This is a genomic window from Leeuwenhoekiella sp. A2 (assembly GCF_047946655.1).
Classification (GTDB): Bacteria; Bacteroidota; Bacteroidia; order Flavobacteriales; family Flavobacteriaceae; genus Leeuwenhoekiella.
The window spans coordinates 82675-107872 of sequence record NZ_CP172311.1 but is presented as its reverse complement, the minus strand read 5'-3'; the positions used below and the strand labels follow the sequence as shown (position 1 = coordinate 107872).

21 protein-coding genes and 1 pseudogene are annotated in these 25198 nt (G+C 36.1%); 10 read left to right on the top strand and 12 right to left on the bottom strand.

Translation table 11 applies throughout. The features are described from left to right. Window positions 1–77 precede the first annotated feature (77 nt). The 5 genes from ACH3PA_RS00515 to ACH3PA_RS00495 all read right to left on the bottom strand — a co-directional run bounded on the left by ACH3PA_RS00515 (window position 78) and on the right by ACH3PA_RS00495 (window position 4813). The gene (locus tag ACH3PA_RS00515; protein ID WP_416441576.1) at window positions 78–1337 is read right to left on the bottom strand and encodes a Y-family DNA polymerase; all 1260 of its coding nucleotides are present in this window, start codon (window positions 1335–1337) and stop codon (window positions 78–80) included. A 1-nt stretch (window position 1338) separates the two neighbouring features. After that, a complete protein-coding gene (locus ACH3PA_RS00510; RefSeq protein ID WP_416441578.1) occupies window positions 1339–1752 on the bottom strand; it encodes a LexA family protein in 414 nt (137 codons plus the stop codon). Between the two features lie 261 nt (window positions 1753–2013). Continuing rightward, window positions 2014–3501: an ArnT family glycosyltransferase gene (locus ACH3PA_RS00505; RefSeq protein ID WP_416441580.1), complete on the bottom strand. Its 1488-nt coding sequence runs from the start codon at window positions 3499–3501 to the stop codon at window positions 2014–2016. Window positions 3502–3727: 226 nt separating this feature from the next. After that, window positions 3728–4522, bottom strand: coding sequence for a peptidase MA family metallohydrolase (locus ACH3PA_RS00500; RefSeq protein ID WP_416441582.1), 795 nt, complete (start codon window positions 4520–4522; stop codon window positions 3728–3730). A 75-nt stretch (window positions 4523–4597) separates the two neighbouring features. Further along, the gene (locus ACH3PA_RS00495) at window positions 4598–4813 is read right to left on the bottom strand and encodes an integrase core domain-containing protein (protein ID WP_416448556.1); all 216 of its coding nucleotides are present in this window, start codon (window positions 4811–4813) and stop codon (window positions 4598–4600) included. Between the two features lie 107 nt (window positions 4814–4920). On the opposite strand from ACH3PA_RS00495, the gene ACH3PA_RS00490 reads away from it, so the two are divergent. Continuing rightward, window positions 4921–6050, top strand: a protein-coding gene (locus ACH3PA_RS00490) for an IS3 family transposase (protein ID WP_416448347.1) whose coding sequence is annotated in 2 segments (ribosomal slippage) — window positions 4921–5182 and window positions 5182–6050 — 1131 coding nt in all. Because the reading frame shifts where the segments join, the coding sequence is not laid out codon by codon here. A 487-nt stretch (window positions 6051–6537) separates the two neighbouring features. On the opposite strand, the gene ACH3PA_RS00485 is transcribed toward ACH3PA_RS00490, so the two are convergent. Together ACH3PA_RS00485 and ACH3PA_RS00480 are read right to left on the bottom strand one after the other, a co-directional pair. Then, window positions 6538–6987 (bottom strand): JAB domain-containing protein, encoded by a 450-nt coding sequence (locus ACH3PA_RS00485; RefSeq protein WP_416448346.1) that lies wholly within the window; start codon window positions 6985–6987, stop codon window positions 6538–6540. Between the two features lie 68 nt (window positions 6988–7055). Beyond that, complete coding sequence (locus ACH3PA_RS00480) at window positions 7056–7412, bottom strand: single-stranded DNA-binding protein (RefSeq protein WP_416448345.1); 357 nt, start codon at window positions 7410–7412, stop codon at window positions 7056–7058. Window positions 7413–8251: 839 nt separating this feature from the next. Here ACH3PA_RS00480 and ACH3PA_RS00475 point away from each other — a divergent pair. The 9 genes from ACH3PA_RS00475 to ACH3PA_RS00435 all read left to right on the top strand — a co-directional run bounded on the left by ACH3PA_RS00475 (window position 8252) and on the right by ACH3PA_RS00435 (window position 15338). Further along, window positions 8252–9331 (top strand): sensor histidine kinase, encoded by a 1080-nt coding sequence (locus ACH3PA_RS00475; RefSeq protein WP_416441588.1) that lies wholly within the window; start codon window positions 8252–8254, stop codon window positions 9329–9331. A gap of 14 nt (window positions 9332–9345) precedes the next feature. Further along, entirely contained in the window at window positions 9346–10680 is a 1335-nt protein-coding gene (locus tag ACH3PA_RS00470) for a sigma-54-dependent transcriptional regulator (RefSeq protein ID WP_416441590.1), read from the top strand. 449 nt (window positions 10681–11129) lie between these two features. Then, entirely contained in the window at window positions 11130–11510 is a 381-nt protein-coding gene (locus ACH3PA_RS00465; protein ID WP_416441592.1) for a hypothetical protein, read from the top strand. 17 nt (window positions 11511–11527) lie between these two features. Then, window positions 11528–12829, top strand: a complete 1302-nt coding sequence (locus ACH3PA_RS00460) for a Glu/Leu/Phe/Val family dehydrogenase (RefSeq protein ID WP_416441594.1) — start codon at window positions 11528–11530, stop codon at window positions 12827–12829. Window positions 12830–12857: 28 nt separating this feature from the next. Further along, window positions 12858–13277 carry a GreA/GreB family elongation factor gene (locus tag ACH3PA_RS00455; RefSeq protein WP_416441596.1) on the top strand — a complete coding sequence of 140 codons (420 nt, stop codon included), beginning with the start codon at window positions 12858–12860 and terminating at the stop codon, window positions 13275–13277. 12 nt (window positions 13278–13289) lie between these two features. Next, window positions 13290–13721, top strand: a complete 432-nt coding sequence (locus ACH3PA_RS00450) for a hypothetical protein (RefSeq protein WP_416441598.1) — start codon at window positions 13290–13292, stop codon at window positions 13719–13721. Window positions 13722–13732: 11 nt separating this feature from the next. After that, entirely contained in the window at window positions 13733–14122 is a 390-nt protein-coding gene (locus ACH3PA_RS00445; RefSeq protein ID WP_416441600.1) for a hypothetical protein, read from the top strand. A gap of 12 nt (window positions 14123–14134) precedes the next feature. After that, window positions 14135–14977, top strand: coding sequence for a hypothetical protein (locus tag ACH3PA_RS00440; RefSeq protein ID WP_416441602.1), 843 nt, complete (start codon window positions 14135–14137; stop codon window positions 14975–14977). 136 nt (window positions 14978–15113) lie between these two features. Further along, on the top strand, window positions 15114–15338 hold the full coding sequence (locus tag ACH3PA_RS00435; RefSeq protein WP_416446704.1) for a hypothetical protein: 225 nt from the start codon (window positions 15114–15116) through the stop codon (window positions 15336–15338). Between the two features lie 130 nt (window positions 15339–15468). Here ACH3PA_RS00435 and ACH3PA_RS00430 read toward each other — a convergent pair whose 3' ends face one another. From ACH3PA_RS00430 to ACH3PA_RS00410, 5 genes and pseudogenes are all read right to left on the bottom strand, one after another. Continuing rightward, window positions 15469–16950, bottom strand: coding sequence for a potassium/proton antiporter (locus ACH3PA_RS00430; protein WP_416441604.1), 1482 nt, complete (start codon window positions 16948–16950; stop codon window positions 15469–15471). 299 nt (window positions 16951–17249) lie between these two features. Next, window positions 17250–17759 carry a DUF3124 domain-containing protein gene (locus tag ACH3PA_RS00425; protein WP_416441606.1) on the bottom strand — a complete coding sequence of 170 codons (510 nt, stop codon included), beginning with the start codon at window positions 17757–17759 and terminating at the stop codon, window positions 17250–17252. Window positions 17760–17863: 104 nt separating this feature from the next. Further along, window positions 17864–18100 (bottom strand): annotated as a pseudogene (locus ACH3PA_RS00420) (fructose-bisphosphatase class I); the annotation flags it as partial. Window positions 18101–18365: 265 nt separating this feature from the next. Then, window positions 18366–19238, bottom strand: a complete 873-nt coding sequence (locus ACH3PA_RS00415) for a hypothetical protein (RefSeq protein ID WP_416441608.1) — start codon at window positions 19236–19238, stop codon at window positions 18366–18368. Between the two features lie 74 nt (window positions 19239–19312). Further along, on the bottom strand, window positions 19313–24784 hold the full coding sequence (locus ACH3PA_RS00410; RefSeq protein ID WP_416448344.1) for an MBG domain-containing protein: 5472 nt from the start codon (window positions 24782–24784) through the stop codon (window positions 19313–19315). Window positions 24785–25198: the final 414 nt, after the last annotated feature.

The following is a 25198-nucleotide window of genomic DNA, read 5'->3' as shown; positions in this document are numbered from 1 at the left end:
TTTCTACTATTTTGTATTCACCCATGAGACATAAAAAGTCTTTAAGATTTAAATTTAATAACCTTTACATCATGAGGTCACTCGCATTTAATTTCAATAATTTCATTTAATCGTGTTGTATATCGTTTAGATAAATGCTCTTGCTGCATTTTCCATACCTTACCGAGATCCTGCCCGCCAAACTTTACCTTGTCAAAGCAATTTTTGTTTAGCTGGTCAATTGTATACATTAACGACTTGTGCCTGGGGTCTGCATTAGTAAAGAAAGATAACTGCTTAGCATTATCCAAAACGAGATCCAGTGCAATCACTCCCGCTTTTTTGTAATGATAGCCCGTTTTAAAAATACGTTTTAGTCCTTCTATGGCAATTTTTGTTAGAGTTAGAGTAGAATTCGAAGCAACTGGTAAATGCAAGGTTATTCCCGGGTTATATTGAGTCAGATCCTGTCTATGCTTGTTGGTCTGTAAAAAAATGTATAACATCTGCGCGCAGCTATTTTGCTTACGTAGCTTAAAGGAAATTTTAGATGCATATGTTGCGATGCGCTCGTGTATGTCCTCATAATTTTCAACCATGTGTTCAAAAGAGCGAGTTACTGCTATGTTTTTTTTAAAAGCAACCTCTTCCAGATCAAGTGTAAGAACACCGCTAAGGTCACGTTGTAGCCTTTGACCCACAATGGTCATTTCATTTAGAACATATTGATGGGGGAGTTGTACAAAATCCCATGCGCTCTGAACATTGATGCTTTGAAGTTTATTTTGGTAACTTTTTCCTATGCCCCACACATCCCCAATAGCCGTCCACTTTAATGCTTTTTCTATTTTATCGGGAGTGTCTAGAACATAGGTTCCATTGGTACGAGCTGCAAATTTTTTGGCAATTTTATTGGCTACTTTTGATAGAGATTTAGTGGGAGCCATACCAACGCTAATGGGAATACCTGTATTCCTTCTAATCTTCTTTATTATCTGCAGGCCGTACTCATCCAAGTTAAACAATTCAAACCCCTTTAATTTTAAAAAAATTTCATCAATCGAATAGATTTCCATGTCAGGAGAAAAATCAGAGAGTAAATTCATAACCCTGCTGCTCATATCCCCATATAAGGCATAATTGCTGGAAAATACATGTATTTTATACTTCTTAAATTCAGTTTTTAACTGAAAGGCAGGTGTACCCATTGGAATACCCAAGGCTTTAGCCTCATTGCTTCTCGCTATTACACAACCATCATTATTAGAAAGTACCACAACTGGCTTGCCTATGAGATTGGGATTGAAAACCCGCTCGCAGGAAGCGTAAAAATTGTTGCAGTCTATAAGGGCAAACATGCTATAGATTTTTAATAACATTGGTTACTACTCCCCAGATAAGAAAATCATTGTCCTGCGTCACTTTTATGGGCTTGTATTTTTCATTTTCAGCTATGAGCCAAATAGCATCATCTGAGATTTTTATACGTTTAACTGTAAATTCACCATCAATAAAGCAAACTGCAATTTTTCCATTTTTGGGTTCTAGACTTTTATCAATAATTAAAAGATCTCCCTCTTCTAGTCCTGCACCAATCATTGAATCACCCCTTACGCGTCCAAAAAAAGTAGCATCTTTATTGCGTATATATTCCCTGTTTAGGTCAATACCCTCATCAAGATGATCATCTGCGGGAGATGGAAATCCACAAGACAAACCGGAAGAAATTATAGGGATATTAGTAAATGAGTATTGAGAAAAATAAACTTTCATATTCTAGGAATAAATCCATTATTAAGGAATTATTCCACAAAAATAGTGTAAAATATGAAAATCAGATTTAAATTATTTATTAATTTTAATCAACCTATTCAGGAAAGGTGTTTTTAAATTTGCTATAACGTCTCGTATAAAAACAGTGCGAGCTGGCGAGATTGATTGTCCGCAGGACAATCCGCTAAGCAAGTGAGCACGGAATTTCGATTTGAGACAGGTTGCAGCATTGTTTTCATATGTTGTTACCTGCTGGCTTTTTCAGTCAAATATATGTTCTTCATAGTCTTTCCACCATTTCTCAATATCAGCTTTAGGCTTTCTACAAATGTAGAGAGGGATTCCGTTTTCTTCTTCAATTGCATATTTATGGGTAATTATTTTTACTAATTCCACTTCTTCAAAAACGTGTTCAACGGATATTTTGTCATTACCTAAACTAATCCAAACATCTGCATCTTTGTTTTCATATCCCCAAATCCAAAAACTCCCGTGTCTGCTTATTGGGTTTGGTAAATTGTATTTCTTCCCCAAGATTTTGAGAGCTCCTGCTTCTCCGTAATTTTCTGCCCATAAAACACAGTTTCTTTTTTCTTCGGGACTTAATGATTGATATACACTATCCACTAACTTTACTTGACGTTCCCAACCAAACATATCAGCATAATCCCCTGTTAATTCCACTCGTCCGTTCTTTTCTTCAAGTTTTTTATACTCAACAAATTTTTCAATTGGTAGTATTGGTGTGGCTTCAGGAATAAAATAGACAGAAGGCGCCAAGGTGATAAAAGCAATTACATAAACCCATACAGGTTTCTTAGATAGTAAGCTCTCTATTTTCACCGCTCCACTTGCAAAAAGAATAGGATAAATTGCAAATACATAGTAGGCTTTAGAATTAAGAAGCCACATTGTAGAAAAGATTACTAACGATGCAACTCCAACACTTCTGTACTTTTTTAAATGTTTATCTGTAAGTAATGCAACGAGACCAAAAAGGCTGATAATTAAGGTAAATGGAAAATCTAATTGTTCAAGCCCAAATTCTAACGGATTAATTTCATTCAGCTGATTTTCATTTAATGCTTGCAAATGTTTTAGTAGAGGGAATCCATTTTGAATTTGCCATGTTAGATTAGGCAAGAAAATCAAAAATGAAATCAATGCCGATAGATACAGCCATTTGTTCTTAAATAGATTCCCTTTTTGATAGAAAAACAAACCAATAAAAAGCCCGAATGCCCAAACTAATATGGTGTATTTGTTCAATAACCCTAAACCTAAAGTTACTCCCAAGAGAATAAGGAATTTCTTGTTTCGCGAGTTTATGAATTTGATAATACAGTAAAAACCAAGTGTCCAAAACAGTTGGTCAAATGCTACAGGTTGAAATAGGGTATGGTTTCGGTAAAACGGAAGAAATGCCAATATGCAAATTCCAGCAAGTATAACAGCTTTCGCCTTTCCGCCAAGTTCTTTTGCAATGAAACAGCATAGTACGAGAATAGCAACACCTGCAAGGGTTGGAAAGAGTCTTATTCCTAAAAGAGAATAATCAAAAAGCCAATATGATAATTTCCCGATTGCACCTATAAGTGGCGGGAATTCCATAAATCCCCAATCCAAATGCTCACTTACTGACAAATGTAATAGTTCATCACGATGAAAGCCATAGTTCCTATTGCCAAACCATTGAATGATAAGTTTTATAAATGATAAGGTCAGAATTATAGGTAAATATTTTTTCATTCGTTGAATTCAGCTTACAGGTAACGTCTCCGTATATGAAACGTAGCGAGTTAATAGACGCTAACTATTCGGATTATACACGAGCCGAATTTTTTAATTTTCTTCTTATCTTATTTTTTCAAAAAGCCAAATTAAAAAATTTGGTGGACTTCGAAAATACACACAGACCTCTCGGAAAGCCTGAATTAGCTATGTTTTATATACATTATTAGTGGTTCGTTGTTCCTTAACAACCTTTATTAAATTCATCCCAATCAAAATCAATATTTGTCTGGTACTTTTGGTTTACATAATCTTTTAAATTTTTCTCTAAAGTTTGTGCATCGAAACCATAGATTTCGTTCAGCTTTTCAAATCCTCTTTTCCAAAGTTCTTTAAATTTTGATATTCCATAGTTATCAATTAAAAATTTGCAAATAAAAGCACTTTGTGTATAAGCAATCATATCTGGGTTTTCATAAAAATTTTCTGATAACTTATCCATAGAAATTAATTTGTCACTCTGGATAAAATATTTATAGATTTCTTCTAGTGAGTATTTAGAACAGGTTCCGCCAGAATAAGTTGCTAAACCTTCATTCATCCAAGTTGAAGAATTAGGTGGAGTTCCCCATTTATACATAGTTATCATATGCATCATTTCGTGTTTTATAGGTGAACCTTTGTCTTTAAGTAAAGTAAAAAATACATCTCTGTCGGGATAAGCCAAACCTTGAGCAGCCATTCCACCAAATTTTAGCATTTCTTTTCTTGACTTTAAAAAATCAATATCCATTTTATTGGTGAATTCTGTTTCTCCAATTAGTTTCAAATTTTCCTCAATTGCTTTTTGACATTCTTCAATAGCAAGATTTCTACGTGGAATTTCAACTTCTGCAGGAAAGTTATAAGTTATATTGTCTATAGTTCTAGTTTCTGTAACTATTTTGGTCCAATTTTCATCATTCGCTATTTTTTTTTGTTTTACACAACTATAGAATGATAAAATCAGAAGTAAATATGAAAGTTTTTTGGTGCTCATTTATTTATTACTGTTTTTATGCGGATTTGTTTTGCAATGTCTTGTCCTGAAATATGGCTACAGGTTAAACTTGATTTACGCTGCTGATTTATATACCATATTTGGTGTTTTATAGTCTAAAGATAAATGTAATCTTATCTCATTGTATAATTTGATTGCATTTTTTGCAGCTCTTTGTGCGTGGGCTGTATTTGTAAAGATCTGGTCCAGATAGAATTCATCTTTCAGAATGCCGTTTACGCGTTCTGCCAGCGCATTTTCATAGCAATGATTTTCTTGTGTCATACTGATTTGTATTTTGTTTCTTTTTAGGATTTGTGTGTAGACATTGCTACATGTAAGCTTCCCTTAAAACCGAACTGTTTAGAAGTATAATAATATTCTTAATTTTAAACAGTATGAGACGAAGTAAATTCACACCTACACAGATCGCAAAAATTTTAAAGGAGTTCGACAACGGTAAAAGTGTCGAAGAGATCAGCAGGGAATACGGGGTCAGTACCTCCGCCTTTTATAAGTGGCGCAGCAGGTATGCCGGTATGAGCAGCAAGGAGCTCAAGCGCATCAAGGAGCTTGAAGCTGAAAATGCCCGGCTAAAGCAGATGTATGCCTCTTTGGCCCTGGATCATCAAATGGCCAAGGAGATCATCGAAAAAAAGCTCTAAAGCCCTGCCGCAAACGGACGATAGCCAACGAGCTTATCCACTACGGCATCAGCAGGGCGTGCCGTGTCCTAAAAATGAGCAAGAGCGTCTATTACTATAAACCTTTGCCCAAAGACGATGCCCCAATAGAAGAGGCGTTGAAGAAAAAGGCAGAGGAGCATTCAGAGGAAGGGTTCTGGAAGGCGTATGGACGTATTCGTAACGAAGGTAACCCCTGGAACCATAAACGGGTACACCGTGTGTATGTATCTTTAGGCCTACCCTTGAGGAGAAAGATTAAAAAGCGCTTACCGGCACGTGTAAAGGAGCCCTTGGAGGTTCCTGAAGAACTGAACGATACCTGGAGTATCGATTTTGTAAGTGATGTTCTTGAAAACAAGAAACGCTTTAGGTCTTTTAATGTTATTGATGACTTTAACCGGGAGATATTACATATTGAAGTAGACTTTTCCCTGACCAGTAACCGCATGGTTTGGGTACTCAATCACCTGATCAACCGCCGGGGCAGACCAAGAAGGATTAGAATGGATAACGGACCTGAATTCATAGCCAATCTTACAGCAGAATGGAGTAAGATGCACGCTATAGAGTTTAAGTATATACAACCTGGAAAACCCACTCAAAATGCCTTTGTTGAACGTTTTAACGGTTCATACCGTAGGGGTGTCCTCGATAAGTATATCTTTGAAAATATTGATCAGGTAAGAGCTCAAACCTACATATGGATGAATGATTACAATAAATATCGTCCACACGATTCACTGGGCAGATTATCACCGGTACAATATGCAGCACTTCATTCTTTTGGGGCTAGCCCCAAAAGAATGAAAAACAATAATTTTAAACAAGTTTTGGAAAATTAAGCAGTTCTAGTCTGGGGAAGCTTACACGCAGCGTGTTATCCTCTTGCTACTCCTTTTCGTCCCGCCTGGCGGGACAAAATTCTCGTACAATTCGGCTAAAAGCCAATTGCCAATTCTAAGAAGGAATTTCAGTTATGTAATGTTTCGATTTGCAGGTTATCGGCGAAAGTCAATAATGGGATAACGCTGCTTAAATTTGTATGCTGAAGTTCAGCGAAATAAAGTTAATGATTTTGATCTAAACAATTTTAAATCGGACAAAAAAAGATCCGTCGAAATTTACGGATCTTAATTATTTGTGTTTAATCACTTTTAGATATGAGGGTGTGAATAATCGATTTACCGGGTTTACAACTTGTTTTAAGAGGGATAAATTTTCTAAAATGTGACAATTTGGAGATTTTTTTACTTGCTCTCTGAATTTTAACAAGTGGTAATCATGGGATCCTTACTCTGGTTTAAAAATAGATTAGGCATGGCTTAATATTTAAAGAATTCCATGATCTGCAAAGCTGAAGTATGCTCCATTTGGGGTAAGAATAATATGGTCCAATACTTTTATGTCCAATAATTCACCCGCCTTTTTTATTTTTTGGGTCAACTGTTTATCAGTTTCACTAGGATTTAATGTTCCGCTTGGATGATTATGTAGTAAAATTACAGCAGTAGTCAGGCTTTTAAGGACAACGGCATATAATATACGTATATCCACCAAGGTAGCTGTAAGACCTCCGTTTGAAACCTCATAAATACCTTTTACTTTATTCGCGTTGTTAAGAAGCATTATTTTAAAGGTTTCATGTATTTCGATATTATTTTTATCCCATTGGGAATATGCTATTTCAGAAGCTATGAGTGAAGATGTTATTTTCGGATGCAAACTTGCTTTTAAATCTCCCTTGTAACTTATCGCAATTTCGTTAACTTTAGTTTTCATATTAACAATTTTAAAAGTTAATAAAAAGAGGGCGCTACTTTGGACGGAAACGCCCTCTTAATTTTAGATTAATCAGCTGAATTATTACTGCTTTTTACTCCTAACAAAAGAATTTCATTAGCTTCAACTTCGGTAACATAGTGTATTACCTTCACACTATCCTCATAGCTATGGGACTTCAATTTTCCGCTAACACCGATTTCCTTGGCCTTCCCGGCATATTTTTCGATAATTTCAGCGGTTTTACCCCATGCTACGATAGTATGCCATTGGGTAGTTTGCTTTTTTTCGCCCTTGTTGTTCTTATAATACTCATTAGTGGCGAGCGAAAAACGGGCTACTTTCCTGCCGTTTCCAAGTTGGGTAATTGTTGGTTCCTGACCAACATTTCCGATTAACTGTACATGATTTTTTAACGTGTTCATAATAAAAGAATTAAAGATTAATTATAGCCTGCCCGAACCTTTCAGACAGTTTACATTTCTGTTTTTTTTGAGGTGATTTACTTATTATATCCAGAGCGTTTTCCTTTTTTATTTTCTTTGGTGTCGCTTCATTTTGGATGTTTTTATACGATTTCATAAGATTCATTTTAGATTTACTTCCCATAGTGCCTCGCTGTTACCTTTTTTGTTGCTGATACATCTTCAAGAGTTGGAATTGATAAGGACTTATAAAAAGGAGGTACGACTGGCTTATGCAGTGCGTTCAATTTCCAACTATTGGTATTTTGCTTACTAAAAAGGGTAAGGACAGCGAGGGAGTGGGAGTAGGTTTAAATATCTTTTGCGAAGTACCAATAGATCGGAAGCGAAACCCAATAACATTGAAAGTCTAATCAGGAATTGATTTTGCCCTGTACTATGTTTAATAAATCTTAGATTTCCTCAAGGTGAAGGTGAAAAGTTTAGGTAGATATTTTATTAATTATAAAAATCGAGTAGTATTCAATCGGTTATTAAGAATATTCCATTTCTCAATAGAGCTATAGGAGCAATTTTAAAACCAAATATCTTTAATAGAAGATTTGTAAATCAATGGGGAATTTTACATGAGGAGGGTTAAGTGTGCATCCAATAACCTTTAACAAGAAATCACCCAAAGACGTAGAAAAAATATAATTTTAATCTTTGAGGGGTAGCATTCCAAATACTGAGGAAGACCAGTGTTAATAGCGGTTTTTTTAGTGTTAGGAGAACAGATACAGATAATAATGTTTAAAATTAAATTGAGATACTTAAATTATCCACCATAACTTACTTATATGGACACCACCAAAGAAGCCTTAAAGGAAAGAATTAAAGAGCTTACCTGTCTCTACGAAATTTCATCAATTATAGTAAATGCAGATGTAGAGCAGATACAACAGACTTTTAAGGCCATTGCCTTCAGTCTTAAAAAAGGCTTTCAGTTTCCCCTCCTCACGGAAATTGCCGTAAAAACGTCTTATGGAGTGATACAAACAGGTTCTATTAATGCGACATTGAACTTATCTTCTAATATAAATGTATTTAATAAGCCTAATGGAGAGATCATAGCATCCTTAAAAGATCATAAAAGCTCGTTTTTAAAGGAAGAAAAACAATTGCTGGACAGTGTCGCCTTAAAAATAGGAAACCTTCTGGAGCGCATTGAGATACAGCAGAACGAAATCTCTTTAAAAAGACAAATGGAACGTGCTGATAGGCTTTCCATTCTTGGGGAATTGACGGCGGGTATCGCCCACGAACTTAATACACCGCTCGCTAATATTTTAGGCTTTGCAGAGCTATTAAAAGAAGATTTTAGCGGCAACCAGCAGGTGCGTAGAGATCTTGACAAAATCATTAGTAATGCCATATTTTCACGAGAAGTGGTTAAAAAACTTATGTTCTTTGCCTGTGAGATGCCCCAGCAAATGAAGAAGGTGAATATCGTTCCAAGTATTAAAGATGCTATAACGCTGCTCGAACCCACCTTCAGAAAAGAAGAGGTAAAATACATTGTAAAAATTGAAGAAGAGGAATTATGGCTAAAAGCAGATACTATCCAACTCACACAGATTATTTTCAATTTGATCATCAATGCCATCTTTTTTTCTCCTAAAAATGGACTGGTTACCATTGAAGCACTTCAATCTAAAGATCAAATAATATTAAAAATTTCAGACGAAGGAATCGGATTGTCTGAAGAAGCCTTAGAAAAAGTCTTCCAACCCTTTTATACTACAAAGCCTATTGGCGAAGGGTCTGGACTGGGCTTAAGTGTAGTTCACGGCATTGTAGCAAGCCATAATGGTACTATTATAGCAGAAAACAACCCACAAAAAGGAGCAGTTTTTACAGTAAAACTCCCCAAATCTTAATTACTTATATGCATATGCTACTTAAAAAAGAGAATATATTAATTGTAGATGACGATATAAATATTTTGGAGTTGTTGCAGCGCCATTTACAGTCATGGAACTACCATACATACGGAGCAGTTTCTGTAAAAGAAGCGGTTCAAATCTTAAGAGATACAAAAATTGATCTGTTGATTACAGATTTAAGGATGCCTGAAATAGATGGTTTTGAATTGATCAAATTTGTTTCAGAGCATTACCCTAAATTACCAAAGCTTGTTGTAACTGGGTATCCTTCAGTACAGGATTCGCTTGTGACTTTAAAAGCAGGGGTGATAGAATACCTTACAAAACCATTTACTAAAGATGAATTGGGTGCTGCTATAGATAAAGCACTTGGTGTTGAAGAAGATTCTAATAGGATTTTCTCGAAAGAAGTGATTAAAAAAGATAATACCTATGGTGAAATCATAGGGAAATCAGAAAAGATCAATGATATTATACAAATCATTGAACGTGTAAAAGATAATAAAGCAACAATTTTTATCAAGGGTGAAAGTGGTACGGGGAAAGAACTCGTGGCACGGGCCATTCACTATCAAGGTAAGTTTTCAAGAGCGCCATTTATAGCCGTAAATTGTGGGGGTATTCCAGAAAACCTGTTGGAAGCAGAACTTTTCGGTTATACAAAGGGTGCTTTTACCGGAGCAGAAAAAAACCGTGATGGATTCTTTCAAGCTGCCCATGGCGGCACCATTTTTTTAGATGAAATCGGCAACGCATCAACCGCGGTTCAAACTGGCTTATTGCGTGTGCTTCAGGAAAAAGAGGTTGTGAAAGTGGGGGCTCAAAAAGCAGAGAAAATTGATGTCCGTATTATTGCTGCGACCAATAGTGACCTAAAGAAAATGATTAAAAGAGAAAGTTTTAGAGAAGATCTTTTTTACAGACTTACGGTTGTTGAAATTAATGTCGCTCCACTAAGAGAGCGCAAAGATGATATTCCTTTATTGGCTGATAAATTTTTGTTCAAATATGGTATAGAATATAAGGACGGTTTTGTGAAAATAAGCCCAGAAGCTTTAGCTATTCTACAGCGCTATAACTGGCCTGGAAACATTAGAGAATTGGAGAATGTGATACAGCGTGCTGTAATTATGTGTGATAAAATTGTAGAGGTTGAGCATCTACCAGATTCGTTGAAGTTTCAAATTGACTTCCCAGACGATAAGTTGCTTCCACTTAAAGAGATAGAAAGGCGGTATATCCAAAAAGTGCTTAACGCCACAGATAATAATAAAACCAAAGCCGCCGCTATATTGGGTATTGATCGTAAAACGATACGACAAAAACTTTCAGATCATTTCTAAGTGATACATTTTACCCCATACGGGTAATTATGCACCACTTCCTATTTTGACTTATATTTATAAGTAGCATATAAACCCTTGTTTTACAGGGGTTTTATTGTTTGTAGGTGGTTTTTTATTTCCCATGGTACAACCATTGCATCTTGGTAAATAAATTAGAACAATGATTATGAAAGCCAATCCATTTAATATATGTCCTACTTGCATACATCGGGAAACCTGTGTGCTAACAGATCAAAAGAGCCAAGTTTGGTCATGTAGCGAATATGAAGAAGAAGGAACCCAAAAAAATATTTCCTCACAATCTAAAGAAGCCATTATCAAGGAACAGAAATCAGAAGTTGTTATCTGCTAAACCACTAAGAAGACATGTTTGTAAGCATAACGAATACACGAAATCAGCAATAAATCAGAAATCTATAATATATACAATCAATAAAATAAAAGCTATGAAACAATATTTAATCGCCAGCCTATTAATGTTAGGAACCCTAAACATGCAGGCTCAAATAAAGACTGATAATAAACAAACTGATAATAAACAAATCGTACAAGTGGGTGATGTAATGGAATTAAATAAACCACGATCAGGTAATTACAACTATGTCAAATTTCCTAAATCAAATTTTATAATAAAAAAAGGGGGTATTCCCAACTTTAAAGAATTGTATGGCGAAGAAGTACTTGTAACTGAAATTAAATCCACAAAAAATGATGCTACTAAGATTAAAATAAAAAGAAAAGACGGTAAAAAATTTTTCAATGCATTTCCCAGCGTAACCGTGATCTTGCCTGATGCTTTAGATGCAGGTGAAATAAAATTTAAATAAAAAATAATCTATTAAATATGTTGACAACATTAGAACCCAAGAATTCGAAGAAGAAATTACCTTTAAGAGGAATGATGGAAAATGTGATGGAGCAATTTAACAGTGCTGCAGATCACATTGATCTTCATCCAGATATTCGTAAAATATTAAGTATTACAAACAATGAGATTTTAGTCAATTTCCCGGTAAAAATGGATAATGGCGAAGTGGAGATTTTTACCGGATACCGCGTACAGCACAACAATGCATTGGGTCCTTATAAAGGGGGTCTCCGTTATCACCCTACAGTGGATATAGATGCAGCCAGAGCTCTAGCTATGTGGATGACCTGGAAAACATCTCTTGCCGGTTTGCCATACGGGGGAGGTAAAGGAGGTATTCAGTTAGATCCTTCTAAATATTCTCAGGGAGAACTCGAGCGTATCACTCGTAGGTTTACGTTTGCATTAGCAGATAATATTGGGCCAGAACATGATATTCCTGCTCCAGATGTAAATACGAATGGTCAAACAATGGCGTGGATTGCGGATACTTATATGAGCACGCGGCCACCGGCAGAACGAAGTGCGAACCAGCATGTGGTAACGGGTAAGCCTGATGGTAGTGGTGGTCTTGAAGGGCGCGATAGAGCTACGGGATATGGGGTGTTTTTGACCATCAAATTCTGGACACAGCGTAATAATGAAACACTTGAAGGTAAAAAATTCATTGTTCAAGGTTTTGGGAATGTAGGTTACTGGACCGCACATTTTCTTGAAAAGGAAGGTGCAAAATTGGTGGCGGTACAAGACGCCTTGGGTAGTGTGGAAAATCAAAATGGCATTAGCGTTGAAAATCTTTCAGACTATATTAAATCCAATAATGGAAGTGTTGTTGAATTTCCAGAAGCATACGCATTAGATAAAGAAGAGTTTTTTGGCACAGAATGCGACATCTGCATCCCGGCAGCATTGGGAAATCAGATTACAAAAGACAATGCCCCAAATATTAAAGCGCGTTTAATTGCTGAAGGTGCCAATGGACCTACCAACGTAGAGGGTGAGAAAATTTTATTGGAGAGCGGTATAACTATTATCCCAGACATATTGTGCAATTCTGGTGGAGTTGTAGGTAGCTATTTTGAATGGTTACAGAACCGAAATGGGGAGCTGTGGCAACTGGAAGAAGTAATGACAAAGCTTCATAAAAAGATGAAAGAATCTTTTGATAAAGTTTATGAATACTCTGAACGTGAATCTATTGATTTGCGTACGGCAGCTTATTGCATTGCCATTAAACGCATTGCAAAGGCTTACATCCAAAGAGGTATTTTCCCATAAACTATAATCCCCTAAAATATAAAAAGACATGAAGTACGGAAGCTTAATAATAGAAAAGAAGGAGTATGTGTATTTAAAGCGTATTCTAAATATTTCGGGTTATGCGGAAGATCTAGAAACTAGAAGATCAGTGGGAAAACTACTTGAAGAATTAAAAAGTGCAATGATAGTAGATGAAGTAGATATGCCTGAAGATGTTGTTCGTTTCAACAGTTCGGTTACGGTTTCTTCGAATAAAGGATGGAAAAAATCTTTACAGCTTGTTATACCCTCAGAGAAGGATTTGAAACACGATAAAATATCAATTCTTACCCCAATGGGCTCAGCCCTTGTAGGGTATTCAGAAGAAGATACAGTTGAGTGGGAATTTCCGAATGGAAGACAACATCTTAAAATTGATGTTGTAAAACAAGATGAGAATCAGAAGAGAATTGAAGTGCCTATTTAAAAAGAGAACATTATGAAAGCATTTGAAACACAAATATATAATCATGATCACGATGTAGATGTGAGCCATAAGATAAATACCATAGAACTGGATAATTGGATCAACCACTTAAAATACATCAAAAAGGAATTACAGAATCTTATTGATTTATGTGCAAATGATTTGAGCAAAAAACTGGGAGATGAAAGCATTCTTAAAAAATTTAAAAAGAAAAAAACTGAAAACGATACGTTATTGAGTGCCCTCCACAACTATATGAGTTCAAGAGATGGAATAGTCGAGTGTGAAGATACACAATGCGATATGGCATTTATCACAGATCATGAAAGTTACAGGCGCAGTTATTTATACCATTTAGACAAGTACAGAAGATTGAAGGATGAATTTTTTAGTAAAGTGAAGGGTAAGTTTTCATTGATTAATGATTTTCAAATTAATGACTAAGTAAAGCACAATTGAAAATCACATTGTCTTATAAAAATGACGCTCATAGAAAACTTTGCATTAAAAAAGATCTCATAGAATTGAGTCAATGGATCGATACAATCGAAAACATAAATGCTGAGTTCGATCATTTAAAATTAATCGAGAAACAACTCATTCAAAATAATACTATACGGATTCACCTTCAGGGTTTGCGTAGAAAAAATACTTTAGTAATGGGTTCATTCTGTCAATACGAGCAAGAATTAAGAAAAGAATTTATATATGGGAAGCAGGAATATGATTTGGCCAGAGCAAAAGAACACGAGAAAAGAAGAGATCATTATTCCGTATTGATACATGAGTTCAGAAAGCTAAAAAGAATAATTTATGAAAACCTATCTAAGTATCACCGCAGATAAAAAACAAATGTTATGAAAAAGATTCTTATACCACTGGATTTCAAATTCAATAGATACCATGCTATTGAATATGCAGTTAAATTTTTTAAACCAGAGGAGTGTGAATTTTATTTTCTCAATACATATACCTATAATATTGGGGGATTAAATGCCCTACAACTTCTGCAGGCAGATGATGATTGGTTTGAGAAACCAAAAAATGATTCTATTGATGGTTTGGGCGGTGTAATCCAAAAATTTACTCAAACCAGTCCAAACAAAAAGCACCGCTTCAATGCAATTTCTGAGTGTTCGGATTTGATTGAAGGTATCTGGAAAACAATCAAAGAAGTTAATATTGATTTAGTGATTCTTACCTTAAAAAACAGGATAGATAATAAAGTTGACAGATATAGCCGAAATGCAAAAAGAGTACTGGAAAATATCAGGGAATGTCCTGTTATGATAATACCTTCCTCTGCACATTTAAAGAAGTGTCCGGAATTTGTATTGATTTCCAACTTCGAAATCGAAATGCCTGAAGCCAAAATTGACAATTGGTACGAGCTTGTTAAAATTGCTAAAGGGACAGTCAAGCTCGTCGTTTTATGTGGATTAAACAGAATGACACCTATCCAAAAGGCTAATTTAAAAAAAGTTTGTTCTCAGATAGAGGTATATACAGGAACCTCAATAAGTACAGAATATCTAGAAACAGAAGATGATTTAAAACATTTTGTTAATAGCCATTCAGAATATATCATATGCGTTATGGACAGAAGACCAGATTTTTGGAGAAGATATGGTCTTAGTCAATCCAGGATAATCAATCTGGGTCCTTTCGAAGCTACGCCGTTAATAGCACTCCACCGTTAATTTATATCGATTAGTAAAAGAAAATTTAATAGAATTATATATAAATGTATTTTTTCATTATTATGGGAAGTGATGAATGAACCCCATATTTCATTAATTAAATTTGCAATATGGTTATATTAAGAAAAAGATGAAATTGGATATCGTACAAGAAGCTATTGATTTTGAAAAGTCAAAGATGAGCAATATGACTACCAGCGATCGTGTAAATGCATCACGTGAAGCAAAACGATTTATTTTAGGCATTAATGAAATTTATAAAGAAACGAATGATTCAGATTTAATGGATCTTATGAAACGGTTAACTGAAAAAAAGAAGAAAATAGAAGTACGGTTAAAGGGAAGGCAAGAAACTATTTAATTGATTGCTTTATTATAAAACATGCTTTTTTTAGAGATGTGCGCATAAAAAAGTATTGAAATCAAAATCTAATTCTGCTCTATTTATCTCGTTTTTTGATTTAATAAAAATGTTGAAATGAGAGTTTTCACTAAACTCTGCCTGGACTTGTGTATGGTTTAAATATCCTGTCTACTTCGTCAAAAATGCTAGACCTGTCAGCTAGAACAATGAGTATGTCTTCTGCTTCAATTCTTGTTGTACCGTTAGGTATTATATAGCCATCATCTCTTTTAATCATTGCTATAATTGCATTTTTAGGAAACCCTAGTTCTACAATTTTCTTATCTACTGCAAAGCAGTCACGAGTTATTAACATTTCTTTCATTTCGGCCTTAGGATTCTCTGCCAATAGTAAATCCGTTGGGGTCAATTTCTTGGCCTGTACGGGTAATGAAACATTTAGCCATTTTGCAACAATTGAAAGGGTCGTTCCTTGAATTAAAATGGATGTAACTGAAATGAAGAATACAACGTTAAAAATCATATGCGCCTTATCAATTCCCGCCAAAAGCGGATAAGTAGCAAAGACAATAGGAACAGCGCCCCGCAATCCAACCCAGGAAATGTAAAATCTTCGTCTCAATTTCATTTTGAAAAACATAAGGCTAAGAAATACACCAATAGGCCGAGCAACAAATATCAGAAATAATGAAATGAGTAGTCCAATACCCATATACGGGATGATTTGAGAAGGAAAAACAAGTAAACCTAAAGTTAGGAACAGAACAATTTGCATTAACCAGGCCAGGCCATCAAACATTTTCAAGATGGTTTTTTTATGTATTAGGTCCTGATTACCTAGGTAGACCGAACAAATATAAATGGCTAGAAATCCGTTACCACCCACAAAATCTGTGGCAGAAAATGTAATGAACATGAGGGCGATAACCAAAACAGGATAAAGCCCTTCAAAGTCAAGTTTTATCTTATTGATTATGAATTTGCTCAGCATACCAAAGGCAAAACCCGCGATACCACCCAGAATCATTTGTTGTAAAAATACCGGGATTATAGATAATACACTTTTGTCTTGATTGACTACTAAAGATAAAAATGCAATAGTCAACACATATGCCATAGGGTCGTTACTACCACTTTCTAATTCCAAAGTGGGTCTAAGATTGGTTTTTAAGGCGACGCTTTTTGAACGTAGAATTGAAAATACGGCTGCTGCATCGGTTGATGACACAATGGAACCCAATAACAGACTTTCATAAATTGTGAAGTCAGTAAGAAACCATACAAAGGTGCCTAAAGAAATTGCTGTTAGTAAAACACCAAATGTCGATAATACAATCCCTTCACGTAGAATAGGTTTTACGGTTGTCCAATGGGTATCAAGCCCCCCAGAAAACAAGATAAAGTTAAGGGATACTATGCCAATGAATTGAGCAAGTTTAGGATCATCAAAATGAATATCTCCTATACCATCAGAACCCGCCAACATTCCAATTGCTAAAAAGAGCAATAAAGTAGGAACACCAAACTTATAAGAAGTCTTACCTGCAACAATACTTACAATAAGCAGTAATGAGCCAATTAATAATATGTTTTCAATCGTTAAATGCATTATATTTCTTAATTCATAAAGATAAGAGGGTAACTATATTTATCCAATTCAGGTTTACTTCTTCAGAAATCTTTTTATTCTCCATAGAAAAAGGGTAATTCCACATGTGTATTTGAAAACATCTAAGGGAACCGGCATTCTTCCTAATTTCAAATGATAAAAAAAGGTAGTAGATGCACAAGCTGTTCTCTGCTTTTTACAATCAATTAAATCAGATTATTTTGTAATTTCAAGATATGCAGAAATTGATGAATGGGGGCGTTTACAGCAAAATGATTTGAGTAATGTATTGAGTGGTTTTATTTAACTCGTACTGCTTGTGTAGTAAATGAAAGTCCTTGTTGGCTCATCGTGGAGCTCATTATTGCTTCAAATAATGGTTCTGAGCAGTTTTTTGGTATTTTCCAATCAAACATAAAGTTTGATCCTGTGCCTCCAGAAATGTCTATTTCATCAATAATTATCTCTGTGGTTTCCATGGGTGCTAAAAATATGGGCTTGTCAAAATATTTTCTGATTGATTTTCCGTGAGTGTCGTAATATTCAGCTTTTAAAATATATATGGTATCCGAATCGCTGGTATTTCTTAAACTTACCATTGCTGTTAAGTTGTGAGTTTTATGTTCTGAAAGACTATAAATCTGTGAGTAAATAGAAAGATAAGATTTTCCGAATTCAAGCGAATCTTCTGTATTTATTACCGCGTTTCGTTTTGACCAGTTTTCTGGGTTCATCGAACTAACTTCTTTATTTTCATTACAACTGAAAATAAAAAGCACTATTAATAATGATAAATAACTTATTTTCATTCTGGTCTATATAAGTTTTGTAAAAATACGCGATATTATTAAGTATAAATTACAATTCATTCTTGAGGTTTAAAAAGTACACGTATCATTAATTATAAAACATTTTATCTTAAAAATAAATGTGCCTGTCTCATTAAATTCTCGCTCCCGCAATAAAAAGGAACGCGCTGGTGAAGCTGGGTGGGCTGGTGATCAAGAATACTTTCATGACCATTCCTACATACTCCTCCTGCTTGCTCAGTAATAAATGCTTTAGGATTGCATTCGTAAAGAATACGTAATTTTCCTTCTGGTGCGGTAGTACCTTGAGGATAAAAATAGATACCTCCCAGGAGCATATTTAATAGTAGTTTTTATATTATTATGATAACGGCATAATAAAGGATGAACCTAAATATTTTACAAAAGGTTTAAATCTTGAAAACGAGAAATTAATGTATAGTATATGTTGTTTCCTGAGATTTATTAGTTCAAGTCTTGCAAAAATTCTATAGGGCTCCACGCAAATTCTATGAAGTAGCCTAATTGATGAATGATTCAGTGAAGTCCAAACCTTCTAAATACCTGGCGCTATCATTGATTTTTAATTGTTGTGTAATTTGCTCACTACCAATCAAAACCATATCTAAGTTTAACACCATACGAGACGGGTTTAATATCATTAAGGTAAGCAGTAGAGTTGTTTTGATTACACGAGGTAAATACTGAATTAAAAGTAAAAGTATCTGGCTCTTCAGTACGATAATCTATAAGGTTTTGATCCTTTTCAATTTTGTTGATATTATTTAAACCGTAATCGAGATAAATACCTAAATAAACAGAGTTTTTAGGGGTTAAAACCTGTTTTATGCCTGCTTCAAAAATGGTGCTGAAAGCTGTTTTTAATTGAAGATCACCTTCTGTTATATCCTGATTATTCTGATTAACAAAACCCATAAATGCAGGATTAAAAAGTTCTGCATTATACTGCTGATAAAAGCCACTTGTTCTCAACGACCGATAGTAGCCATCATATTTGGCAGATAACATGAAACCTGCCTGTGCACCAACTGTGGCATAAAATCGGGTTCCGGTACCAGTAGTTTCAAATTGGATTTGCAGGGGGATATTCGCATAATAAGCTCGCTGTTGCTCGACATAATTCATGGCAACATAGCGAAATTCAAATGTTTCACCTTCCAGGTCTGTAGTCGTATAGGAATCGCTTAATGTATGAAAGTTTGCACCCGACTCATAATATTGAATAGAACCTCCGGTAATTATGCTGATATTAGACGACAAATAGCGACTGTAACTAATACCTATTGCGCCGCCATCGCCCTGAATGGTTGTCGCCCCTTCTAAATCATATTTCAAAGTAGAAATAGTTCCCTTGGCAAAAATTGATAACTCATTATTCTGCTGGGCGTTTACCTGATTAAAACTTGCCAATCCCACGATTAGGGCGATTATATAATATATTTTATTATTAGATTTCATTTGTTGTTTTATAAGTGTTGTACAATTCTTTCAATTATATCCCGCTCGCTGGTTAGAAAGCGGGATTTGTAATTTTACTGTACAATAAGTTTGAAGGATTTTTCTCTTGAATTTGTTTTTGCTATTACCATGTAAGCTCCTGCCGGTAGATCTGGTATTTGAACTTCTGTTACCTTTAAATTAGACTGCACACTTTGTAATGCAACACCAGATAAGTTGTAAACTGTTATTTGTAAGGTGTTAAGTTCGTCTTTTGGCAAATCTGCCAGAAGGGTAAAGTTTCCTCCCACAGAAACAGGATTAGGGTAAGCCTTCATAGAAAAAGATTCTTTTAACTGGATCTGGGTACTACAGGTCTGTAAAATTTCTCCATCTTCAGTTGTCATCTCTACTTTGAAAACATCATTAGGATTCAGCCTATCTCCGCGATCGTCACCTGCTGAATAATATTGGTTTTTACTTACTATATCCCCATTTTTATACCAAACATATTTAGTAAACCTATACCCCCCGTTAGTTTCCGGATTGTTGTTTACCAGCAGAACATTATTGAATTTCTGAATAACGATATCTTCAAAATTAAAGCGCTTCTCGACGGTAATCTCATAAGACTGTGATGCCACACCATTTTGAGAAATTACATCAACTTTTTGATGATACAGGCCGGGAGCCGGAGTGTTAATATTGAATTTCTTTGACGGACTTACAGCTGCATTGGGCTCAGTTTCAACCTCGATCTCCATACTTGTTGAGATGTCGTCACATTCAATTAAGTAATAGATTTTGCTATTAGGTTTATCGTAAACCTTTTTGTTAATCATTAATTTATGCGCAAGAGCATCATTACTTTCAATAGTAAGTATTCTGGTAATGTCTTCTGCCGGCAGATAATTATTGTTTCCTTGTTGTGAGGCAGTAATGGTTACCTCTCCTGAAGATATTAGATTTACAAACCCGGTTGTAGTAATTAAAGCTGGTGAATCATTGCCATTAAACATATAATCATAACTTACTGATAAACCTGAAGAAGCTTTAGCTTCTAACTGAAAATCTTCATCTTTTTCCAGCTTTTTTAATGGTATTGCATCAAAAGAAATATGTTGTGAAGCTTTATCAATTGTCAGCGTAGCCGTGAGAACTTTGTCATTATAGTTGTTTTGGGTAATTCTGGCAGTTACTGGGTATGTCCCGGCATTGATTTGACCATTGTTATTATATTCTACGGTTGCACCATCAGGAAGATTAGTTACCTCTAATGAATGTACCATTCCGTCGTAGGTGAACATCTTACTTTGCAGGGCAAGATCTTTAAACTCGGCATCGCTAATGATTAAAGAAACTTCTTTTGTAGCAGCCTTATAATTTCTCGTTTCCTGAGCTGCAATAGTTATTTTATAAGTACCTGAATTGATATAACCTTGCTCGGGAGAATAGGTCAGTGCTGTTTCCTCATGATTAAGACCGGCTACTGTATTTTTAATCTTACCGTCAAATATGTAAGTCTGAATTTCATCTGCGGTAATTATAGCTTTTGCCCGGGTTATTGTCAGTTTTGCCTTACTGAATGCAAGTTCATAATTGCTGCTAACTTCCAGGGTTCCCTGACTGATTTCATATTCCGCCACATCTTCTCCAGCTTCACGTACAAGTGATCCGGTAATTGCATCGCTGCCTACCAAGGCTCCTGAAGTGATGGTATAAGTAAGGGCAGGATCAGTTTCTCCATAGATCTTGGTTTTTGCATCTGCTGCAATGCTTATCGCCGCCTTTGTGATGGTCAGTTTTGCCTTGCTGAATGCAAGTTCATAGTTGCTGCTAACTTCCAAAGTTCCCTGATTGATTTCGTATTCCGCCACATCTTCTCCAGCTTCACGTACGAGTGCACCGGTAATTGCATCGCTGCCTAACAGGGCTCCTGAAGTAATGGTGTAGGTAAGAGCAGGATCAGTTTCTCCATAGATCTTTGTTTTTGCATCTGCTGCAATGCTGATCGCTGCCTTTGTGATAGTCAGTTTTGCCTTACTGAATGCAAGTTCATAGTTGCTGCTCACTTCCAGGGTTCCCTGATTGATTTCGTATTCTGCCACGTCTTCCCCAGCTTCACGTACGAGTGCACCGGTAATTGCATCGCTGCCTACCAGGGCTCCTGAAGTAATGGTGTAGGTGAGGGCAGGATCTGCTTCTCCATAGATCTTTGTTTTTGCATCTGCTGCAATGCTGATCGCCGCCTTTGTAATGGTCAATTTTGCCTTACTGAATGCAAGTTCATAGTTGCTGCTCACTTCCAGGGTTCCCTGATTGATTCCGTATTCTGCCACGTCTTCTCCAGCTTCACGTACGAGTGCACCGGTAATAGCATCGCTGCCTACCAGGGCTCCTGAAGTAATGGTGTAGGTAAGGGCAGGATCAGTATTTCCATAGATCTTGGTCTTGGCATCTGCTGCAATGCTGATCGCCGCCTTTGTAATGGTCAATTTTTCCTTGCTGAATGAAAGCTCATAATTGCTGCTAACTTCCAAAGTTCCCTGATTGATTCCGTATTCTGCCACGTCTTCTCCAGCTTCACGTACGAGTGCACCGGTAATTTCATCGCTGCCTACCAGGGCTCCTGAAGTGATGGTATAAGTAAGGGCAGGATCTGTTTCTCCATAGATCTTGGTCTTTGTCTCTGCTGCAATGCTGATCGCTGCCTTTGTGATGGTCAGTTTTGCCTTGCTGAATGCAAGTTCATAATTGCTGCTAACTTCCAAAGTTCCCTGATTGATTCCGTATTCTGCCACATCTTCTCCAGATTCACGTACGAGTGCACCGGTAATAGCATCGCTGCCTACCAGGGCTCCTGAAGTAATGGTGTAGGTGAGAGCAGGATCTGTTTCTCCATAGACCTTGGTCTTTGCATCTGCTGCAATGCTGATCGCTGCCTTTGTGATAGTCAGTTTTGCCTTACTGAATGCAAGTTCATAGTTGCTGCTCACTTCCAGGGTTCCCTGATTGATTTCGTATTCCGCCACGTCTTCTCCTGACTCACGTGCGAGTGCACCGGTAATTGCATCGCTGCCTACCAAGGCTCCTGAAGTAATGGTGTAGGTGAGGGCAGGATCTGCTTCTCCATAGATCTTTGTTTTTGCATCTGCTGCAATGCTGATCGCTGCTTTGTCTACCTCTAAGGTTTGAGTAATGGGGGAGGCAGCAAAATAGTTGTCATTTCCTTCCTGGGTGGCAGTTATTTTTGTACTTCCGGCTTTAAGAATCGTTGCCTCATTACCAGTGATTGAGACAACATTAGGATCTTGAGCTGTATATGTTACAGTTAATCCCTGGTCTGTTTTTTCATTGCCTAACGTAAATTTATTATCACCATAGACCTTCGAGGCAATTTCAGGGAAAGTTATATTTTGATTTAATTTATTGATGGTAGTAAAAGACCATGTATTTGATGCGACCCCGGGAAAATTATTTTCATAGGTATCTTTAACAACACCGTTGCTTAGGGTTACAAAGATTTTGGTATTAACAGGAAGTTTTTTAGTTAAGTTTAAAGAGAGGGTGAGACCGTCCTCTGAAATTGAAAATTGATCACGCTCTTCTTGTATTGTCAAGTCATAAGTTTGTATAACCCCTTCGCTATCTGAAAGAGTCACAGTCCCGGTTTCATTCAAACTAACAGTCTCGTCAAAAGTCACGGCTATAGACGGTTGTAGATCGACATTTGTTGCATTGTCTGCTGGATCAAATGTTTGTACTACAGGGCCTGTTTTATCTGTAACTTGTATAGTAAACTCCTGAGTAGAACTGCCCGCTTCATTAGTAGCTTTAATTACTACAGGATGTGCTCCTAATTGCGATTTTCCAGGGATTCCCGATAAAATTGCACCTGTTTGTAGTCTGTACACCTGATTGGAACTAAATATAGCATAAACCAATGCTCCCGATGAAGTGAACGATATACTCCAGACATCATCGGTATTACTTTCTGAAATTGTTTCAAATATGGACCATGTGGGGTCATATTTTCGTACTCCGCCCCCGCTTAATGACAAGTAAAAATTTCCATTAGAGTCAATTTTAACCGATGTCACATCATTTGGCAAGTCGCTAAGTACAGAGGTGAGGGAAGTACCGTCATATTTTAAGACGCTTCTTCCCCCGTAAGTCGCAATATATAGATTGTCATTCTCGTCCAGACACATACCGAAAGGTCCATAACTAGGTATACCATCTGTACTATCTAAAATAACCTCTCCGCTTTTGGTGGTTTTATCAATTTTAATGATTTGTCTGCCACTATAATTCGCAGCGTAGATATAGTTGTCTTTTTCTGCCAATGAGAGGATACCACCACTTACAGAATAGAAGGTTTCTTCGCTCGCTTCCGGATTATTTATTGGGATGCGCGTAATAGAGTTGGCGGCATTATAGTACCTTGGGATGTATACATAGCCGTCAGAAATCATAAGTGCATATACAGAGCCAGGCGTCAAATCCGCTTTCCAAGATATCGTGTTCCCATCAGGGGTTATTTTAAAGATTTCAGTTCCGTTTTGTCTTATAGCATATATATTCCCATCGTCATCACCAGCCACACCACTTAAATATGCATCTGAAGGAATTGCTCCTACCACAGTTGCAGAACTTTGACCGTTTGAACTAAAACTCAACCATTCAGGTAAAGTTGTAGCCGTAAGTTTAGTTTCCAGATCTCCTTCCTGTGAGGCTACAATGGAATAAGAATAATTATTATTATATTCTACTTCTGTTACAGGCGAGGAGCTTATTTCGGGTTCTTTAGATGTCTTAAAATTTACCTGAGTGCCGTAAGTGGTGCCATCTGCATTAGTAGCGTAGGTTCGAACGTAATAAACGGTATTTTTGTTAAGATTAGTTATATTTTTTTCAAAAGCCCCTATACCTGTACCTGATTCTATTTTAGAATCCGAAGTAGTAGGATTACCTGCAGTATTGTAAACGAATCCGCGATCAGTTACAGTTGAGCCACCATCATTAGTCACCTCTCCTGAAAAAGTTGCAGTTTCCCCTAAGATATTGCTGATTGCGACGCTGCTAACTGCAGGGGTGGAGACAGCCGCGGGACCAACTACCAAATTGTCAAAATTCAGATTAAGAAGGCCGGAAAAATTAAGAGTTACTGATGTTACTCTAACATTTTTATTTAAAGTCACCTGAGAATTGGCACTGTATGTTTCGCTGGCAAGACTTGAACCATTATATGAAACAGACAGATAAGGAGGATCATAAGATGAGGAGTTCGTATACTTCAACCATACTCCATAAAATTGAAATTTTTCGCCATCCTTTCTTTTGATGACAACATTAGTGGTTGCAGCGGTGCTATAAAGAATATTAGAACTGTTATCAGAGCCGCCCGTATTGGCAAATTCCCACCCACCATTACCGGCATTGGTTATATGATAGTCTACACCACCTATGTTTACTTCAGCAGTTTGCTTCCAAGATGGTACACCGGGGTATTCTATAAATGTAGGTGCGGAAGTAAATTGTTCAGTCGTTTGAGCCTGTAAGCTCATTGAAATTAATAAGATGAAAAGAAAATAAAAATATGGCGAATTAGAAGACTGCCATAAATTGAAGAGAGGAGTTTTTTGTTTCATTGTTGTAATAAATAGTTTGAAATGGGTTAAAAATTGACTTTATATAAATTTTGAGGCAAATAATGTAGTGCTAGTGAAGAATCAATAAATAAGTTTGATCATCGATTCTATTTGTAAGTCTTAACTTACTGAGTAGATATGTATTCACAGTTATGAGTATCAATAATTGGGGTGTAAATATTAGAAAGTTATTTTTAATTTAAAATAAAAATTCACATTTTTTTCACATTTAAATGGAATTAAACGTTTATATGTGTTTTTAGACGAGTTTTTGATCTGAATTTATAGTGAATGTTAAAATGAGGTATTGTCAGAAATGAACTTTGAAAG

Excerpts from the sequence above, each read along its gene's own strand:
- ACH3PA_RS00450 (WP_416441598.1), top strand. The coding sequence starts at position 13,290 with ATGAAAGCATTTGAAACACAAATATATAATCATGATCACGATGTAGAT.
- ACH3PA_RS00455 (WP_416441596.1), top strand. The coding sequence starts at position 12,858 with ATGAAGTACGGAAGCTTAATAATAGAAAAGAAGGAGTATGTGTATTTA.
- ACH3PA_RS00500 (WP_416441582.1), bottom strand. The coding sequence starts at position 4,522 with ATGAGCACCAAAAAACTTTCATATTTACTTCTGATTTTATCATTCTAT.
- ACH3PA_RS00480 (WP_416448345.1), bottom strand. The coding sequence starts at position 7,412 with ATGAACACGTTAAAAAATCATGTACAGTTAATCGGAAATGTTGGTCAG.
- ACH3PA_RS00460 (WP_416441594.1), top strand. The coding sequence starts at position 11,528 with ATGTTGACAACATTAGAACCCAAGAATTCGAAGAAGAAATTACCTTTA.
- ACH3PA_RS00505 (WP_416441580.1), bottom strand. The coding sequence starts at position 3,501 with ATGAAAAAATATTTACCTATAATTCTGACCTTATCATTTATAAAACTT.
- ACH3PA_RS00470 (WP_416441590.1), top strand. The coding sequence starts at position 9,346 with ATGCTACTTAAAAAAGAGAATATATTAATTGTAGATGACGATATAAAT.
- ACH3PA_RS00410 (WP_416448344.1), bottom strand. The coding sequence starts at position 24,784 with ATGAGCTTACAGGCTCAAACGACTGAACAATTTACTTCCGCACCTACA.
- ACH3PA_RS00415 (WP_416441608.1), bottom strand. The coding sequence starts at position 19,238 with ATGAAATCTAATAATAAAATATATTATATAATCGCCCTAATCGTGGGA.
- ACH3PA_RS00425 (WP_416441606.1), bottom strand. The coding sequence starts at position 17,759 with ATGAAAATAAGTTATTTATCATTATTAATAGTGCTTTTTATTTTCAGT.
- ACH3PA_RS00465 (WP_416441592.1), top strand. The coding sequence starts at position 11,130 with ATGAAACAATATTTAATCGCCAGCCTATTAATGTTAGGAACCCTAAAC.
- ACH3PA_RS00440 (WP_416441602.1), top strand. The coding sequence starts at position 14,135 with ATGAAAAAGATTCTTATACCACTGGATTTCAAATTCAATAGATACCAT.
- ACH3PA_RS00515 (WP_416441576.1), bottom strand. The coding sequence starts at position 1,337 with ATGTTTGCCCTTATAGACTGCAACAATTTTTACGCTTCCTGCGAGCGG.
- ACH3PA_RS00430 (WP_416441604.1), bottom strand. The coding sequence starts at position 16,950 with ATGCATTTAACGATTGAAAACATATTATTAATTGGCTCATTACTGCTT.
- ACH3PA_RS00485 (WP_416448346.1), bottom strand. The coding sequence starts at position 6,987 with ATGAAAACTAAAGTTAACGAAATTGCGATAAGTTACAAGGGAGATTTA.
- ACH3PA_RS00510 (WP_416441578.1), bottom strand. The coding sequence starts at position 1,752 with ATGAAAGTTTATTTTTCTCAATACTCATTTACTAATATCCCTATAATT.
- ACH3PA_RS00475 (WP_416441588.1), top strand. The coding sequence starts at position 8,252 with ATGGACACCACCAAAGAAGCCTTAAAGGAAAGAATTAAAGAGCTTACC.